Annotated in this window: 15 protein-coding genes and 1 pseudogene; 3 read left to right on the top strand and 13 right to left on the bottom strand. The window is 64.5% G+C overall.

What is annotated here, in order from left to right:
• Positions 1-186 precede the first annotated feature (186 nt).
• From L1965_RS09755 to L1965_RS09720, 8 genes and pseudogenes are all read right to left on the bottom strand, one after another.
• Positions 187-750 (bottom strand): contact-dependent growth inhibition system immunity protein, encoded by a 564-nt coding sequence (locus L1965_RS09755; RefSeq protein WP_235756242.1) that lies wholly within the window; start codon positions 748-750, stop codon positions 187-189.
• Positions 747-1,298 carry an endonuclease toxin domain-containing protein gene (locus tag L1965_RS09750; protein ID WP_235756241.1) on the bottom strand — a complete coding sequence of 184 codons (552 nt, stop codon included), beginning with the start codon at positions 1,296-1,298 and terminating at the stop codon, positions 747-749. Before L1965_RS09750 ends, L1965_RS09755 begins: the two co-directional genes overlap by 4 nt.
• Positions 1,299-1,589: 291 nt before the next feature.
• Positions 1,590-2,144, bottom strand: coding sequence for a hypothetical protein (locus tag L1965_RS09745; RefSeq protein WP_235756240.1), 555 nt, complete (start codon positions 2,142-2,144; stop codon positions 1,590-1,592).
• Between the two features lie 115 nt (positions 2,145-2,259).
• Positions 2,260-2,364, bottom strand: a pseudogene (locus L1965_RS09740) (DUF3489 domain-containing protein); the annotation flags it as partial.
• Between the two features lie 246 nt (positions 2,365-2,610).
• Positions 2,611-3,246, bottom strand: a complete 636-nt coding sequence (locus tag L1965_RS09735) for a serine hydrolase domain-containing protein (RefSeq protein ID WP_235756239.1) — start codon at positions 3,244-3,246, stop codon at positions 2,611-2,613.
• Between the two features lie 20 nt (positions 3,247-3,266).
• Positions 3,267-4,106, bottom strand: coding sequence for a DUF6544 family protein (locus tag L1965_RS09730; RefSeq protein ID WP_235756238.1), 840 nt, complete (start codon positions 4,104-4,106; stop codon positions 3,267-3,269).
• A 205-nt stretch (positions 4,107-4,311) separates the two neighbouring features.
• Positions 4,312-5,019: a DUF4386 domain-containing protein gene (locus tag L1965_RS09725; RefSeq protein ID WP_235756237.1), complete on the bottom strand. Its 708-nt coding sequence runs from the start codon at positions 5,017-5,019 to the stop codon at positions 4,312-4,314.
• Positions 5,016-5,351 carry a DMT family transporter gene (locus L1965_RS09720; RefSeq protein ID WP_439332072.1) on the bottom strand — a complete coding sequence of 112 codons (336 nt, stop codon included), beginning with the start codon at positions 5,349-5,351 and terminating at the stop codon, positions 5,016-5,018. Before L1965_RS09720 ends, L1965_RS09725 begins: the two co-directional genes overlap by 4 nt.
• Positions 5,352-5,391: 40 nt before the next feature.
• Here L1965_RS09720 and L1965_RS09715 point away from each other — a divergent pair, with 40 nt between their 5' ends.
• Positions 5,392-5,685 carry a hypothetical protein gene (locus L1965_RS09715; RefSeq protein ID WP_235756236.1) on the top strand — a complete coding sequence of 98 codons (294 nt, stop codon included), beginning with the start codon at positions 5,392-5,394 and terminating at the stop codon, positions 5,683-5,685.
• Positions 5,686-6,230: 545 nt separating this feature from the next.
• On the opposite strand, the gene L1965_RS09710 is transcribed toward L1965_RS09715, so the two are convergent.
• From L1965_RS09710 to L1965_RS09690, 5 genes are all read right to left on the bottom strand, one after another.
• Positions 6,231-8,021 carry an SLC13 family permease gene (locus L1965_RS09710; protein WP_235756235.1) on the bottom strand — a complete coding sequence of 597 codons (1,791 nt, stop codon included), beginning with the start codon at positions 8,019-8,021 and terminating at the stop codon, positions 6,231-6,233.
• A 76-nt stretch (positions 8,022-8,097) separates the two neighbouring features.
• A complete protein-coding gene (locus tag L1965_RS09705; protein WP_235756234.1) occupies positions 8,098-8,796 on the bottom strand; it encodes an exopolysaccharide biosynthesis protein in 699 nt (232 codons plus the stop codon).
• Between the two features lie 71 nt (positions 8,797-8,867).
• A complete protein-coding gene (locus L1965_RS09700) occupies positions 8,868-9,191 on the bottom strand; it encodes a hypothetical protein (protein WP_235756233.1) in 324 nt (107 codons plus the stop codon).
• 17 nt (positions 9,192-9,208) lie between these two features.
• Positions 9,209-10,834 (bottom strand): protein translocase subunit SecD, encoded by a 1,626-nt coding sequence (gene secD / locus L1965_RS09695; protein WP_235756232.1) that lies wholly within the window; start codon positions 10,832-10,834, stop codon positions 9,209-9,211.
• Between the two features lie 402 nt (positions 10,835-11,236).
• Complete coding sequence (locus tag L1965_RS09690) at positions 11,237-12,157, bottom strand: calcium/sodium antiporter (RefSeq protein WP_235756231.1); 921 nt, start codon at positions 12,155-12,157, stop codon at positions 11,237-11,239.
• 258 nt (positions 12,158-12,415) lie between these two features.
• Between L1965_RS09690 and L1965_RS16245 the strand changes: the two genes are divergently transcribed.
• Positions 12,416-13,441 (top strand): DUF6635 family protein, encoded by a 1,026-nt coding sequence (locus L1965_RS16245; protein WP_235756230.1) that lies wholly within the window; start codon positions 12,416-12,418, stop codon positions 13,439-13,441.
• Positions 13,425-15,308, top strand: a complete 1,884-nt coding sequence (locus L1965_RS09680) for a potassium transporter Kup (protein ID WP_338421481.1) — start codon at positions 13,425-13,427, stop codon at positions 15,306-15,308. Before L1965_RS16245 ends, L1965_RS09680 begins: the two co-directional genes overlap by 17 nt.
• The last annotated feature ends 21 nt before the right edge of the window (positions 15,309-15,329 follow it).

The following is a 15,329-nucleotide window of genomic DNA, read 5'->3' as shown; positions in this document are numbered from 1 at the left end:
TGCCGCGGGGGCCAGTGCTCAGCCCCGCCCGCATAACCCTCGAAAACAACGGAAAAATCCGGCCGCATCCGGATGGGGAGAACGCTTTCGCAAGGGCAAGTGGCGGAGCGGACGGGACCGGGATCGGACGTTCTCCACCTTTCCGACAATCAACGCCGCGGACCAATATATAGTCTTATCAATGCCTTACGAATTTCTGCTGATCTCGATGGCCGCAGTGGCGGCGTCGCCGAGCTCGGCGTCTGAGACGGAGGCCGGCAACCGTATTGGCTCGTGTCCCCTGATCCCTTCCCAAGCTCCGCGGCCGCGGTGGCGCAAAGGATTCAGTTCGATCTGTCCATCCTGTAGGGTGACTGCAACACTTCCCACACCTTTGTAGAGAGCCTTGTTGGTTTTCACACCGGCGCGGCGTTTCAGGTCGTCTTCCCGCGCCTTGATCTCGTCTGCGGTCGGCGGGCGCATAACGGTGTCCCATTCGGGATGGTCGGGGGTGATGAAGCGGCTCGCGGCAAGCGCATCATGCAACGCCCTACCGAGATCCTCGCGCGCAGGTTCTGCGTCGAGAAACGCCGCATAGCCCTTGGGGTCGCCAACCGCCGCACTGTAAACAGCCTGCGAGAACACATGCGTGAACTGTCGATAGACCTCGACGGTCGCCTCTCTGCTTTCAGCGGGCGGCGGCGGGGGGGGCGGCTTCGGCTTCCGCGCATTCTGAGCTTTCATCTGAGCCAGCGCTTTTTCAAAGCTCATTGCACGAACCTCACGTTCACCTCGATCCCGCGATCGATAGCATAGTCGATGGCGCGTTGAATTTGTATTGCCTGTTCAGGTGTCGTGTCGAACGGCACCGCGAGTTCCAGCCGGCGCCGTTCGATCTGGCCCGGCCGTATCCGGAAGACGCCGTTGCTGCCCTGTTCGAACCGCTCGATCCGGTCGATGTAGTCCCGCAGCCTGCCAAAGATGCGGCTCGGGCGATCTGCATAGGTGGGCGCTCGGGTGTCGAGGGTCTTGGCGCTCGTCGCGAGACGGCTATCGAAGTCAAAGAAATCGAACGTTGGGAACGTCGGCGGCGAGCGCCGGGCCAGATCCCCGGCGGCCTCTAGCAGGTCTTCCCATGGCTCGCCCTGCGAGCGGATCGGGCCCGACCACGCGATGCCGGGATTGTCGATCGCGTCCCAGTCCACATCCGCCGGGTGGCGTCGGGCGCGCGCGGCTTCGGCCAGCAACGCGTCGGCGAGATCGTCCGTCCGGTCGCCGTCGCCCCGGCGCCCGCGCCGCCGCAGCAGCCGCGCGGCCATGACCCCCTGTGCGACGTTGAGAAGGATCACCGTCTCGAGATACGCGCGTTCGCGGTGCGCCGCCTCGACCTGTGCGCGCGTCGCGAGCCCGGCGCGATAGGCCTCGTCGGCCAGTTCGGGTCGCGCCCGCGCGGCTACGACATATTCGAGAAACGCCGCTGCGATCTCCGGACTGTCGCGCCAGAACTCGATGATCTCGTCGATGCGATCCTCGAGCGACTGTCGCAGTTCGGCCAGTTCCGCGCGCTGCTCGTCGGACAGGTTGTTCGAGGCGATCCGGATGCGGGGCGACTATATGGAGTAGCTGCCGAAGGGCTTTCCGAACTTCTCAACGCCCGACTTGCCCAGCAACGTCAGCTTGTTGTGTAGCTTGTGGCCGGGAGATGCGTTTCGGGCCTCGCGAGCCCAGACCTTGGCGTCAATTTCCCAGACATCGAAGTTCGTTCCGTCCGGGGTGAAAGCACAGAGAACGACATCGATCCGCTCGAGAAGTGTGTTGAGACATCCCCATTGGGTGTTGCGTCCCTTCGCCGTGCGCAGCGTAGCTCGCCGACCGTCAGGTAGTTTGAGTTCTGTTGCCACAGGGCTGACGAGGTCGCCGATTTTGCTCGCTAGTGCCCGGCCAGCTGAGATGCCAAACTCATACCCCTCGCGACCGGTGAACTCGTCCTGTCCGCCGCCCGGCTTGGAGGGTTTCGTCGATACGACCTTGGGAGCCTTCGGCAGAAAATCGTCCAACGCACGAGCGGCAACGGATGCAGCTGATAGACTAGGGTTCTGGGTTAAGAATTCGCCGAGACGGCTTGCCAGAATGGGATCCAGTCGAACCGTGATTGAGTCGACCATGCGCGCCACCTTTCAAGAGGGTTGATGCACGCATCTTGCAGGCCAACGATAGGATTCGTCAAGAGGTATGATTCATACCCCTTGACGTGTTGTGCTTCCGTGAAGCTGCGTCCAATCAAGCGATGCGGTAGACCCGCCCCCGATCCTCGACCTTCTCCGAGGTCACATCGAGCCCGAGCTTCTTCTTGAGCGCCCCGGCCATCGCGCCGCGCACCGTGTGAGCCTTATGCCGAAGTCGGCATAAGTCGCATTATGCCGATGCCCGGATTATGCCGATGTAGGTCTGTAAGTCGTTGTTTCCGGCGGGGACCGCTGTGTCGGGGTCGGCATAATCAGAGGGCTTCGAGGAAGGCGAGGAGTTTGTCTGTCGGCCGGAAGCGGCCGGGTTTGCTCGTGATTGGGGGCTGTCCTTTCGAGGGCCCTTTCCTTGATCTGCAGGTCCGCGTGCAGGTAGATCTGGGTCGTCTCAACCTGTTCGTGGCCGAGCCAGAGCGCGATCACCGCGGTGTCGATGCCGGCGCGCAGCAGACGCATGACCGGACACTTCCCCCACGATGTGCCCCGCCAGCGCCGCGCCCAAGTTGGAACAGGAGGTGACGGCGCCGCGCGGAAAGACCTGGTCGGGCGCCGCGACCGACAGCGCCTCGGCCCGTGGCAGCGCGGCCACGGCGGGGTCGAAGATCGCATAACTTTCCTCGAAGCCGCCGCGGTGGCTCATCAACTGCGCGAGCGTCAGCGGCGCACCGCCCGTCACCTCGACGTCCGAGAGGTATCGCGTCACGTCCGCCTCGAGGTCGAGACGCCCCTCCTCGACCAGCATCATGACCGCGATCCAGGTGAATAGTTTGGTGATCGAACCGATCTCGAAGCGTGTGTCGCGGGGGTCGACCGGCGTGCCGGCGGCGATGTCGGAGAGGCCGTAGCCGCGCAGGATCACCGTGTCGCCGCTGACTATGGCGCCAATGGCGCCGGGCACCTGATCGCTCACCATGACCGCGCCCGCCAGCGCATCGAGCCGCGCCGCGATCTCCGCATCCTCGTCCGCGAAGGCGGCCGCCGCGGCCACCAGCCACAGCGCCAGAGCAGCGACGACAGACGCCATGGACCGTCGGAACGGCCGCCTCATGGCCCTGCGCCAGGAAAGGTGATGGAGGTCACCTCGGCGCGGAAGAACGGGAAATACGCCTCCGTGCCATAGAGGTTGCCCGCTTCGACGCGGAACGGCAGGCGGTATCCGCCGACCTCGCGGAAGTCGGACATGGTCGCGCCGAAGGGCTGCAACCGGTGCTCCCTGTCGGGATTGGCATTGCTCCAGCGCTGAAAGACGGCGGTGACGGGTCGGCCCTCGGCATCGACAGTGACGTCCACCGCCTGACTGAGGGCGCCGTGCTCGACCGTCACGCGGGCGGTATCCTCGTCCACCGCCTCCCAAGTCACACCTGGCCCGGGCAGCACCGCGGCCGGTGCCCAGATCACGGCCTCGCCCACATAGCGCCCATAGGCCGAACGCGTGTGGTCCGGATCGCCGCCAAGACGGGCGACCGGGATCAGGCCCAAGATGCGGAACCGTGTCCAGCGGCCGGAATCCGATCCGGATACGGGCATGCCGCCGGTGGTGCGCATGGCCCAGACGAAACCCTCCGGCGCGGCAAGGATCTGGTGCGCCTCCATCGGTTGGTAGTTCGGGGCCTCCTTCGTGCCGAGGCTGAACTCCCCGCGCATCTCGATCTCTGCCACCGGCAGGATCGGTGTGCCAGGGCGGATCATGAAGCCGAAATAGCGTCGGGCCGGTTCGGGCAGGTCCGCCACCATCGTCGGGTCGAAGGATTCGGGCATCGCGGGTTGGAGCTCGGTCAGCCTTTCCCGCTCCAGGCGATCGGCGCGTCGATCCAGGAACAGCAGAAGCCCCAGCGAGAGGACGCCGATACCGACGATCAGGACAAGAGCGATGAGGGCTTTCATGGCAGGTAATGAGGTCCTTCTTCGTCTCCCGAGAGTCCGCTCGACGCGTGGAGCGAACAATCAGGTGAAAAAATACCACGAACGATATCCGAGGTCACAGGGGGTCTCCGGGTCCCGAGCGCGGGCATGTGCGACGGGATGTCTGACCGCAATCTGCCATGCCAAAAGGGGACGGCGGCGCGTGGCGTTTGGGAAGAGGCCGGGATCATGACACGCCTCGTTGCAAAAGCATGCGCAAGCAGAACGCCGTCTCGGCGAGGACCGTCACTCCATAGGCGGGCATGAACGCCGATGACAGGTCGGGGGCAAAGAACCGCAGGCCGCTGCCGGTCAGATAGACCAGTCCGGCCAGCGCCAACCCCGCACCAAACACCTTCGCGAAGAGGCCCGAGTGCCACACCAGCAAGCCCATGATCAGGCTGTTCACGCCGAAGAAGACAAGCCCGAGGTCGTAGCCGTGCGCGTGCAGGTCGAGGAGCACCAGTGCCAGCGTCGGGGCGTCGGCCAGACCCTCGGCGCGGGTCAGCACCAGCCAGGCCGTCAGTAGCGCCATGAGGCTGGCCGCGATCAGCACCGTCTGGATCAGGCGGAACACCATCGCCGAGAGGGCAAGGCCCGGCGCCATGGTGCGGAAGATCAGGTAGAGCAGGATCGCAAGCCCCGCATCGCTGAGTGCCATCACGAGATCGGCGGCGATGGCAAGGCGGAACTGGGCGGGCGCGGCGAGGATCGCGGCGGCGGTGGCATCGGCATCGCTGAAGTCGATCAGCGGGCCCCGGAGGCCCAGCTCGGCGCCGAGGCCCGCAACGATGATGACGAGGTAGAGCAGCCCGGCAAGGCGCGCTTTCCATGCGAGATCGGGGGTGATCGTGAGAACGGGCATTCGGATAATCCTTTCCGGAATGGCGATCATGCGGCTTTCGCCGGCGATGGGTTTGGAAGCACAGGGGTGGTGTCAGTTGATGGGCGGTTGGCCCGCTGTCCCGCCCAGACCGAACCAAGTACGATGGCGGCACCGAGCCCCTGTAGCGGCGACAGGGACTGGCCCAGCACGACCCAGCCGAGGATCACGGCCGTCACGGGACTCATCATGCCGAGCATCGAGACCGCGCCGGGTTCGAGGCGGGCGACACCCCGGAACCAGAGCACATAGCTGGCCGCAGCTCCGATGAGGCCGAGCCAGAGCAGTCCGGCGAGGTTCGTCGCCGTGAGCGGCGGGAGCGGCGGCTCGACGATCAGCGCCATCGGCAACAGGATCAAACCCCCGGCACTCAGCTGCCACGCGGTGAAGCTGACACCCGCGGGCGCCTTCGTTCGTAGCAGTGCATGGCTTCCCGCCGACGATCCCTCGTCCGAAGGTCTGGTTCGTCATTTCTACAGGCCGTCGGACGTCTGGGTCTCCAGCAACGAGCGGTTTCCCTTCTATCTTCGGCAGGTGGCGGTCACGATCGGCAAAATAATCGACCGCCGAAGGGGTGCGCTTCGGATTCAAGCCAAAAATTGGGTGATGGCAGAGATTGCGGGGACAATTGAATGTCCGCTTTTGCCGGTTTCTGCGGTTGCGGTGTTGCAACATTAGAGACGGTTCCCCGCCCGTTCCTAGCCCCATTCACCCGGATCGCTGGGCGCTGCGCGAGCGGCTGCTTTCGCGGTATCGCTGCAACCGCTAAGCCGCACCGGCATCAGGCCGCTCTCCGCCCAGACCTCCGGAACCCTTCTTTCGGAACTGCCGCTTTCATGCGCGCCACCCCGCACAACCACGCCGCCTTCGGGTGTCTCCGTTCGTATCGGCGGCGGTCGAACTCGCCTCAACTGCGGCGCAACCCGATTTCCTCAAGTCACTGGCAAGACGTCATATTTTGAATCCGCCTCAATTTGAGTGAAGGGCGGGTGGAAAGAGACGCGGGGCGTTTAGAGACAGATTTCGGCACGACGGCCAGTCTCCGAAAGTCGGATGGCTCCGCTAAACCCCTTTGAAACACAAAGAAAAAAGGACCCGTCAGGGACCTCGTCTCGGGTTCGCGATGTGCAAGTGGCGGAGGGGATGGGTCTGACGTCGAACCTTCTCCACATTAAGTAATTGATTAATAACGGAAAATTATTTCCCTCAAACGATGACCCACGCTACCCTGCAAGCGGCCAGATCAGCGGGATGACAAGAACAGTCACGGCCCCGATGAGTATGTTCATCGGCACACCGATCCTCATGAAGTCGAGGAACCGATAGCCTCCGGCACTGTAGACGAGCGTGTTGGTCTGGTACCCGATTGGCGTCGCGAAGCTCGCGCTGGCGCCGAACATGACCGCGACGACAAAGGGGCGCGGGTCGAGCCCAAGCTGCATGGCAACGCCCGCAGCGATAGGCGCCATGAGGACGGCGACGGCATTGTTGGTCACCAGCTCCGTCAAAATCGAGGTCAGCGCATACACGAGCAGGAGCGCCACGATCGGTCGTGCGGTCGCCAGCAGCGGCGAGACGCTGTCGACGATCAGCGTGAGTGCGCCGGATTGTTCCAGCGCGCTCCCCAACGTCAGCATGGACACGATCAGCAAAAGCAGGCGGCCGTCGATGGCCCCGATCCCCTCGTCCGCATCGATGCATTTCGTCAGGAACACAATCGCGACCCCGACGAGGGCGAGCGTCAGGATCGGGGCGACGTTCAACGCCGCCAGCACGACCACGGATGCCATCGTGGCGATGGCGATCGGTGCCCGCGACCGGCGAAAGGCCCGCGCCGCGACCGGCGACAGCATGATCAAGCGCTCCTCCTCGACCAGTCGGGCGATGTCGTCGGGCGTGCCGTCCAGCAGCAGTGTGTCGCCCACCGCGAGGCGCATCATCGAAAGGCGCATGTCGAGCGCCGTGCCGCCCCGGTGCAGCGCCATCGGATAGACGCCAAAGCGCCGTCGCCAGTGCAGCCGGCCAATCATGCGGTGCACCGCCCGCGTGTTCGGACCGACTATGACCTCGACCACGGAGGTGCGCCGGGCTGTCGACGGCTCGGTGCCGGCAATCACCTTGGCCGCCACCGTGCCATCGCGGAATCCCATCAGCTCAGCTTCGCGCGTGGCCAGTACGACGATGTCGCCGGCTCGGAGATCGGTGTCGTCCAGCGCCTGGCGAAGGGAAACATCGCCGCGGACGAGATCGACCACACGGCTACCCCCTGTTCGAAAGGCGGCGACCTTGCCGGGTGGCATGCCGATCAGCGGTGAATCGGCCGGAATGAACATCTCCACTAGCCATCTGCGTTGGTCCCGCTCGGGCAGGCTTGATCCGACGGTCTGTCGGACGGGAAGAAGGTGCGGTGCCGCAACCGCCAGGAATGCGGCCCCGACCAGGGCGACGATGATCCCGAGCGGCGCTATCTCGAAGATGCCGAACGGCGGCAGTCCCAGATCCCGCGCCACCCCGTCGACAAGCAGGTTCGTGGAGGTCCCGATGAGCGAACAGGTGCCACCGAGGATCACCATGTAGGACAGCGGGATCAGCAGGTGCGATGCCGCGATCTTCATCTCGCGCGCCAGTGTGATGACGACCGGGATCAGCACCATGACGACCGGGGTGTTGTTCATGAAGGCCGAGGCGGTGGCAGCAGAGGCGAAGAACAGGCCGACCGTCAATCTGGGATAGGCCGACGAATATCGCCCGAGGACGCCGCTGACGGACTCCAGAACGCCCGTCCGCACGAGAGCCGCGCTCAGGACGAACATCGCCCCGATGGTTGCCGGTGCCGGATTGGCGAGCGACGCGAGAACGTCATCGGGGCCGACCAATCCGATCGCAAGTGCCGCGACGGCGCCGCAGAACGCGACGATCTCGGGCGGCTGGATTTCCAATGCGAAAGCGATGAATACCGCCAGAAGCAGAAAGACTGCAGCATAGGGGGCAAGAACGATCAGATCGAGAAGCATGCTTTGGACTCACTCCGTGCGTACGATTCTTGAGGATACTTCAATCTGCTGGCGTAGGGGGATTGCCCTGCTGGACTTACGAAAAGATAACCGATTGAACGATGAAGATGGTGCCCTTCACCAGACCAACGACGACACCTGAGACCACGGCAACTCCCGCAACGCCGACCAGCGTCCCGGCAATTGCCGCAACCCCGTCCCGCTCCAGAACCGCCAAAGCCAGAATCGCGATGGCCAAGGCTGGAACGGTGTTTCCGAATGGGATCGGCAGGAACAGGACCACGGCGAGCACGAAAGCAAACAAGCCGATTACCTGCTCGCCGCGTCTGTTCGTCAACCAGATCAACCGTGGGCCGACCAGACGTTCCACGCGCCGGATCGAGGGCAAGACTCGCTGAAGCATCTTCGCGAAGTCGACGCGCCGAAAGGATCGGCTTCGCATGACCTCGGGCAACCATGGCTGTTCACGCCCACGCATCAGTTGCCAGGACAGAAAAAGCAGGGGGGCGCCGAGCACCGCCGAGATGCCGGGGATCGCGATGGGCAGAGCGACTGGCACCGCAAAGATGAAGAGTAGCGCCCCGAAGGCACGGTTTCCGAAGCCTTCGATCAGGTGACCAAGCGAGATGCGCTCGTCTGGTGTGGCAGGTGCATCTGCAATCTTCTGAAGGATGTCGGACAGGCGCCGCGGTTTGCGAGCGCCATCCGGATCGGGTGGGCTTTCGACCAAGGTTACATCGGGGACCTTCGTTTGCGTGAGCATGATCTGTCTCATGGGATGAAAATCTCTGGGCGCAGCCAGGCGAATTGCGCCGGAAGCGTTGCGTCTCCCGGCGCGTGCTTCGCCTAACCTGCTTGCTGTAATGCGGGTCCGCTCATCTCGGCCGGGCTGCGTGCGGCGAGCCATGCCAGCACTGGTCCAGAGACGAACAGCGATGATCCCGTCGCGATCACAACGCCCGCGATCATCGGCCAGGCAAACCCGGCGACAGCCGGTCCACCCCAGATCGCCATCGGCAGCAGCGCCGCCAGCGTCGTGCCGGAGGTGAAAATGCAGCGCGCCAGAACCTGATTGAGGCTGCGGTCGATCACATCCGACAGCGGCTCGTCGGCACTGCCGCCGCGCAGGTGCTCGCGGATCCGGTCATAGACCACCACCTTGTCGTTCACCGAGTAGCCGATGAGCGTCAGCAGGGCGACATGGCCAGCGCCAGCCGGCCCCGCCGCATGAACGAGAAGGCGCCGGGCGCGGGTACCCGGCCGATCAGTGGGGCGATGGCAAGCTGCGCGGGTTTGCGGCGGCGCACCAGCGCCTCCATCATCATCCGCATCAGCACGACGGCGGTGAACATCGAGATCAGGATGCCTAGGCTCATGGTGATGGCGAAGCCGCGGACAGCGCCCGCGCCGAACATGAACAGCAGCACCATCGCGAGAAGCGTGGTGATGTTGGCATCGAGGATCGTGGACCAGGCCCGCGCATAGCCCTGCGTCAGCGCCTTGATGGCGCTGGCACCTTTCGCCGTTTCCTCTCGGATGCGGCTGAAGATCAGGATGTTGCTGTCCACGGCGATGCCAAGGCAAAGGATGATGCCCGCGATCCCCGGCAGCGTCAGGGTGGCGCCCAGAAGCCCAAGGGCCGTCAGCGTCAGCATGACGTTCAGCCCGAGGACAGCGCTGGCCAGCAGCCCCCAGCCGCCGTAGAGCCCCATCATCATCGCCACGACCAGCGCAAGACCCACGGCTCCGGTGATCAGCCCGGCCTTGATAGAATCCGCGCCAAGCGCCGCACCGACGCTACGCTCCTCGATCACCTCGAGCGAGGCGGGCAGCGCTCCCGATGTAAGCAGCACCGCCAGCGTCTGCGCCTCTTCCACGGTGAAGTCCCCGGTAATCTGGCCCTGACCGCCGGGTATGGCGGTCTGGATCACTGGCGCGGTCAGCACTGCGCCATCGAGGACGACTGCAAAGCGTTGGCCGATATTCGCCGCCGTGATTTCGGCAAAGGCCACCGCCCCCTGCCGGTCGAAGGCAAAGGTGACCATCGGACGACCGGTATCCGGGTCAAAGGCAGAGGCCGCCCGGTCCAGCCGGTCGCCCGACAGCGCCACGCGATCCTCGACCGGGATCGACCCGGAGCCGTCACACATTTCCAGTATCGACACGCCGGGCCCGGGCCCGGGAGCGACCATCTGAAAGCTCATCTTCGCGGTGGAGCCCAGAAGCTCGCGCAGTTGCGCAGGGTTCTCCACGCCCGGCATCTGCACGAGGATGCGGTCCTCACCCACACGGCTGATGACGGGCTCCGAGACACCGACCTGGTCGACGCGGTGGCGGATCACCTCTAGGCTGCTGTCGGCGGCGGTCGTGGCGGCGTGATCCAGACCTGCCTCGGTCAGTTCAAGCCGCAAAGCGCCGTCAGACACTTCAACCGTAAAATCGGCAGTGGAGCCGGGCTGCATGGTCGCGCCCGCGATCCCTTTCATGGCCGAAAGCAGAGCGTCACTTGCGGGCGCCGATAGCGAACGTTCCTCGACCCGGATTGCAGCCGGGTTCAAGTCAAGCGCGCGCATCTCGTCCACGAGGGTCGAGCGTAGTTCCTCAAGCCGCGATGCAGCGAGATCCTCGCGGTCCACGGCAAGCAACAGATGCGCGCCGCCTTGAAGATCAAGACCCAGCGAAACGGTCTGGCTGGTCGCCCAGTCCGGCAGCGTGCTGCGGACGGTCGAGGGGAGAAAGTTGGGGAGAGCCGTCGCGACTGCCAGAAGCAGCAGGACGACATAGGTCATCACGACCCATGCTGGTCGGCGCATGTTCAGTATCCATTCTTGCCTGAGTGTTCAGTCTGACGAAGACGCGTCAGACCGCAGGCGGCCCCCGGACCGGGGGCAGGATACGGATTGCGATGGGCAGGAAAGATTGGTGCGGCGCAGGCGATATCGTTGCAGCAGTGCGCGATGGCCAAGCCTGCACGGCAGCGCCCGGCACCACGGCGTCTGGCGACGTATCGTCGGGCAGCTGCGCGCGCAGCAGGTGCCGCTGCGCGGAGGGGATGCCAAGGGCCTGCTCGACCTGGCTCTGGGCAGCTGGCCCGGCATTAGCCGCCATGCCATCCGCATGAGCCTGCGGCAGACCGAACAGCACAAGCGCCAGCACAACGAGAAGCCGCGACAGGATCGCTCCAGGCCTTCTCACATCGTGCGTCGACGCGCTTGTCATCCCTGGGCGGCCCAGACGTAGGCGACATAGCCCGCCAGCGTCGCCACACCGATCCCGCGCCCGATCACGGGGCGGGTCAGCAGCAGTGCGGTCAGGACCAGCGATACAGCGATCATGACGGGCAGGTCGAAGGTCAGAAATCGCGACGCCACCGGGATCGGCGCGATCAGCGCGGTCACGCCCAGGATGCCGAGCACGTTGAAGATGTTCGAGCCGACTATGTTGCCGATGGCAATCTCGGACTGGCGGCGGAAGGCGGCGATCAGCGATGTCGCCAGTTCCGGCAGCGAGGTGCCGACGGCAACGATGGTCAGGCCGATGAACGCTTCCGAAATTCCGTAGCCGCGCGCGATGTTGACCGCGCCATCGACAAGGAACCGCGCGCCCACCATCAGCGCGACCAGTCCGCCGATGACCCACAGCGTCGACACGAGCGCCGAGGCCGGAGCGGGCACGCCGACTTCCTCGGCCTCGAGGTCGCCGGGCTGGCGGTAGGCCCAGATCAGGTAAGCGGCCAGACCCGCCACCAGGATTACGCCCGAGACGCGCCCCAACTGCCCCATGGCAAAGACCGGCACAAGAACCAGTGCCGCCGCCATCATCACGGCCGTGTCGCGACGCAGCGTCGCTCCCATCACCTTTATCGGCCAGATCAGCGCCGACAGGCCGATGATCAGCAGGATGTTGGCGATGTTCGAGCCCACGATGTTGCCGAGCGCGATGTCGGGCACCCCGCGCCATGCCGCATCGACCGAAACCAGCAACTCGGGCGTCGAGGTGCCGAAGCCAACCACGGTGAGGCCGATCAGCAAAGGCGGGATCGCCATGCGCCGGGCGATGCCGACACTGCCGCGCACCAGCGCCTCGCCGCCAAAGAACAGCCCGACCAGGCCACCAATCAGATAGAGATAGTCCACGGCAACAGCCCCTCGCAGGCAGTTGATCCGCCTTCCGCGCAGAATTGCGTATCGAAGGGGTCGGCTACAAGGTGCCGTAGAAATTAAAGCTGGATGCGAAGTCAGCCGATAGAAAAGAATCCTCGTGGAAGCTCTTGCAGTCGCGCTATCTCGACACGAGATTCTCGGGTTGTTACCGAAGCGCCAATGCCCGACGTCTGATCGGCAAAAGGCATTCCGCTTGAATGGCTTGCAGAAAGGAGATGGTGGGTCACCGCCATGGGCTCATCATCAAATCGCGGCCTGACCGCCGATGGAACCGGCAGTCCGCTCGGCCTTGGCTACTTCGACAGCCGCCGGGCGATGATCGACGGCTTCGTGGCACGGCATTTCACCTGGCCCGGAACGCTTCGGCTTCATGGCGCGGCCCTCGGATGGGACATCCTCCGGGCGCCTGTCAACGTTGTCCTGTCGCCAATCCTCGTGCTGACTCGCATCGCGGCATATCTTTGTCGCTTTACAGGCTGGCGCGGGGGTGCCGACTGGCTGGCCCGCCGGCGGATTCTCTTACGCACCTCCGTCGCGCGGCGTGTCGAGGCGCTCAGACGGCGCCATGCGCGACTCGTGGCCAGCATAGGCTCAACAGCATACACCATCATCTGGAACAATGGCCGGAACGTCCGGCAAGAGTTGGAGAAAATGTACCTCGAGATTACGATCATCATTCTGTCGACGCTGATCAACGGCCTTCTGGCGATGTCCGAACTGGCCATCGTCTCGGCCCGACCCGCGCGGCTGAAGCTGCTGGCAGACAAGGGCAGAAGGGGAAAGGCGACGGAAATGCCGCTGACCGCTCATGATCGCAGCGCCGCAACTGATCGCGGGCCGACGCTCGGTCTGGTTGCCGCAGACTCGGATCGCGCGGTCCATGGACCGCGAGGCTTTCGCGAAGATCGTCCGAAATTCGTTGCCGTGGATCGAACGCATCGAGCGGATGGCCCGGCCGCGCCTCTGGCCGAGTGCGACGGCGAGCATCGACTGCGTGATCGGCTTCGCTTGCTTGGTGATGGCGCTTCCTATTTTCATGCCGACCCCGTCCGCCAACGGCGTGACGGCGCTGGCAATCATCGCGCATTGAGTTTTGCACAGCGAGAGGGCCGGAGTGTGGCTCGTCTCCGGGCTGCTGGCATCGGTCTTCTTCATGGCTTTCGTAGCAGCCATCATCTCGTGCGGCGCATGAGCGCTCGCCAGGATCTTCTGGTGGGCAAGGCTGCCAGCGGTCCTTGGCATGAATGCCATGAGTGAATCGTTCCGCCACAAGAACGGTCGCACACTCGCGCTGACGATCGGCGCAGTCGGCGTGGTCTATGGCGACATCGGCACCAGTCCGCTTTATGCGCTGCGCGAGGCGTTGCGGCCGGCGGCCGCCGACGGGCTGACACGGGACGAGGTCATCGGTGTCGTCTCGCTGCTGCTCTGGGCGCTGATCCTGATCGTCACGGCGAAGTACGTGCTTTTCCTGCTGCGCGCCGACAATCGCGGCGAGGGCGGCGTGCTGGCGCTCTATGCGCTGGTCCAGTCGGCGTCCCGGCGTGGCGGGCTCGCGCTGTTCCTCCTCGCCATTGCCGGGGCCGCGCTGTTCTTCGGTGACGCGATCATTACTCCGGCGATTTCTGTCCTGTCCGCGGTCGAGGGCCTGAAACTGGTGACGCCAGTCTTCGAGCCTTATGTGGTGCCCCTGGCCATCGCCATTCTGACAGGGCTGTTCCTGATTCAGAGCGTCGGGACCGCACCGCTGGCGCGCTGGTTCGGGCCGATCACGGCGCTCTGGTTCCTGGCGATGGGCGGGCTTGGATTGGTCCAGGTAATCGAGGCGCCGGAGATCCTTGCAGCCTTCAACCCGGTATTCGCCGCTGGATTCCTGATCGAGCATGGCCTGGTGGCCTTCTTCGTGCTGGGGGCCGTGTTCCTCGCCGTTACTGGGGCCGAGGCGCTTTACGCCGATCTCGGTCATTTCGGCCGCCGCCCGATCCAGTATGCGTGGTTTGCCCTGGTCTTCCCGGCCCTCACGCTCAACTACCTCGGGCAGGGATCGCTGGTCCTGACGGACCCTGCGACCCTGCAAAACCCCTTCTTCCTGCTCGCCCCCGATTGGGCGCTGCTTCCGCTCGTGATCCTTGCGACACTCGCCACCGTCATCGCCAGCCAGGCGGTCATCACCGGAGCCTACTCGATGACCCGACAGGGCATCCAGCTCGGCCTGTTGCCGCGCTTCCGGATCCGGCACACCTCGGACCGCGAAAGCGGCCAGATCTTCCTGCCGGCGATAAACGTGGCGCTTCTTCTGGGCGTCATTCTGCTCGTCCTCGAGTTCCGGAGTTCGAGCAGCATGGCCGCTGCCTACGGCATTGCCGTGAGCAGCACGATGCTGGTGACAACGGGCCTTGCAGTTCTGATGCTGATCCGTGTGCGCAACTGGTCCTGGCTGCTCGTCGCAACACTCACGGCGCCCTTCCTGCTGGTCGAGCTGGCCTTCTTCGCGGCGAACATGCTCAAGGTTCCGGAAGGGGGATACGTCCCTCTCATGCTAGGTGCGATGATAGGTCTCGCGATGTGGACATGGTCGCGCGGGACGCGCGACCTTTTCCTGCGAAGCCGCGCGCAGGCAGTGCCGCTCGACCGTTTCGTCGGACAGATCGAGCGCGGCTCGGCCCTGCGCGCGCCGGGCACGGCAGTCTACCTTACCAGCGACTCGAGCTCGACCCCGCCTGCGCTTCTGCACAATCTCAAGCACAACCATGTCCTGCACGAGCAGATCATCGTCCTGTCCGTCGAGACCACCGACGAACCCAGGGTTTGCGCGGGGCAGCGCGCAGAGATCCGGAGGATCAATGACCGTTTCACCGTCGTCATTCTGCGCTTCGGCTTTATGGAGACGCCAAACGTCAACCGCGCCCTCGGACAGTGCCGGAAGGACAAGCTGGACTTCGAGGGGCGAAAGGTGTCGTTCTTCCTCGGCCGGCGAAAGATCGTGGCCAGTCCGACCGTCGGCATGCCCGTCTGGCAGGACCATCTCTACATCCTGATGTCGCGCCTCGCGGCGGACCCCAGCGACTTCTACCACTTGCCGCGCGATCGCGTGGTCGAGTTGGGCTCCCAGATTGCGGTCTAGGTGCAACACGCCAAGATGTTA

The sequence above is a fragment of the Paracoccus salsus genome, assembly GCF_021556615.1.
GTDB classification, from domain to species: domain Bacteria; phylum Pseudomonadota; class Alphaproteobacteria; order Rhodobacterales; family Rhodobacteraceae; genus Paracoccus; species Paracoccus salsus.
This window is presented reverse-complemented; position numbering and strand designations above follow the sequence as displayed.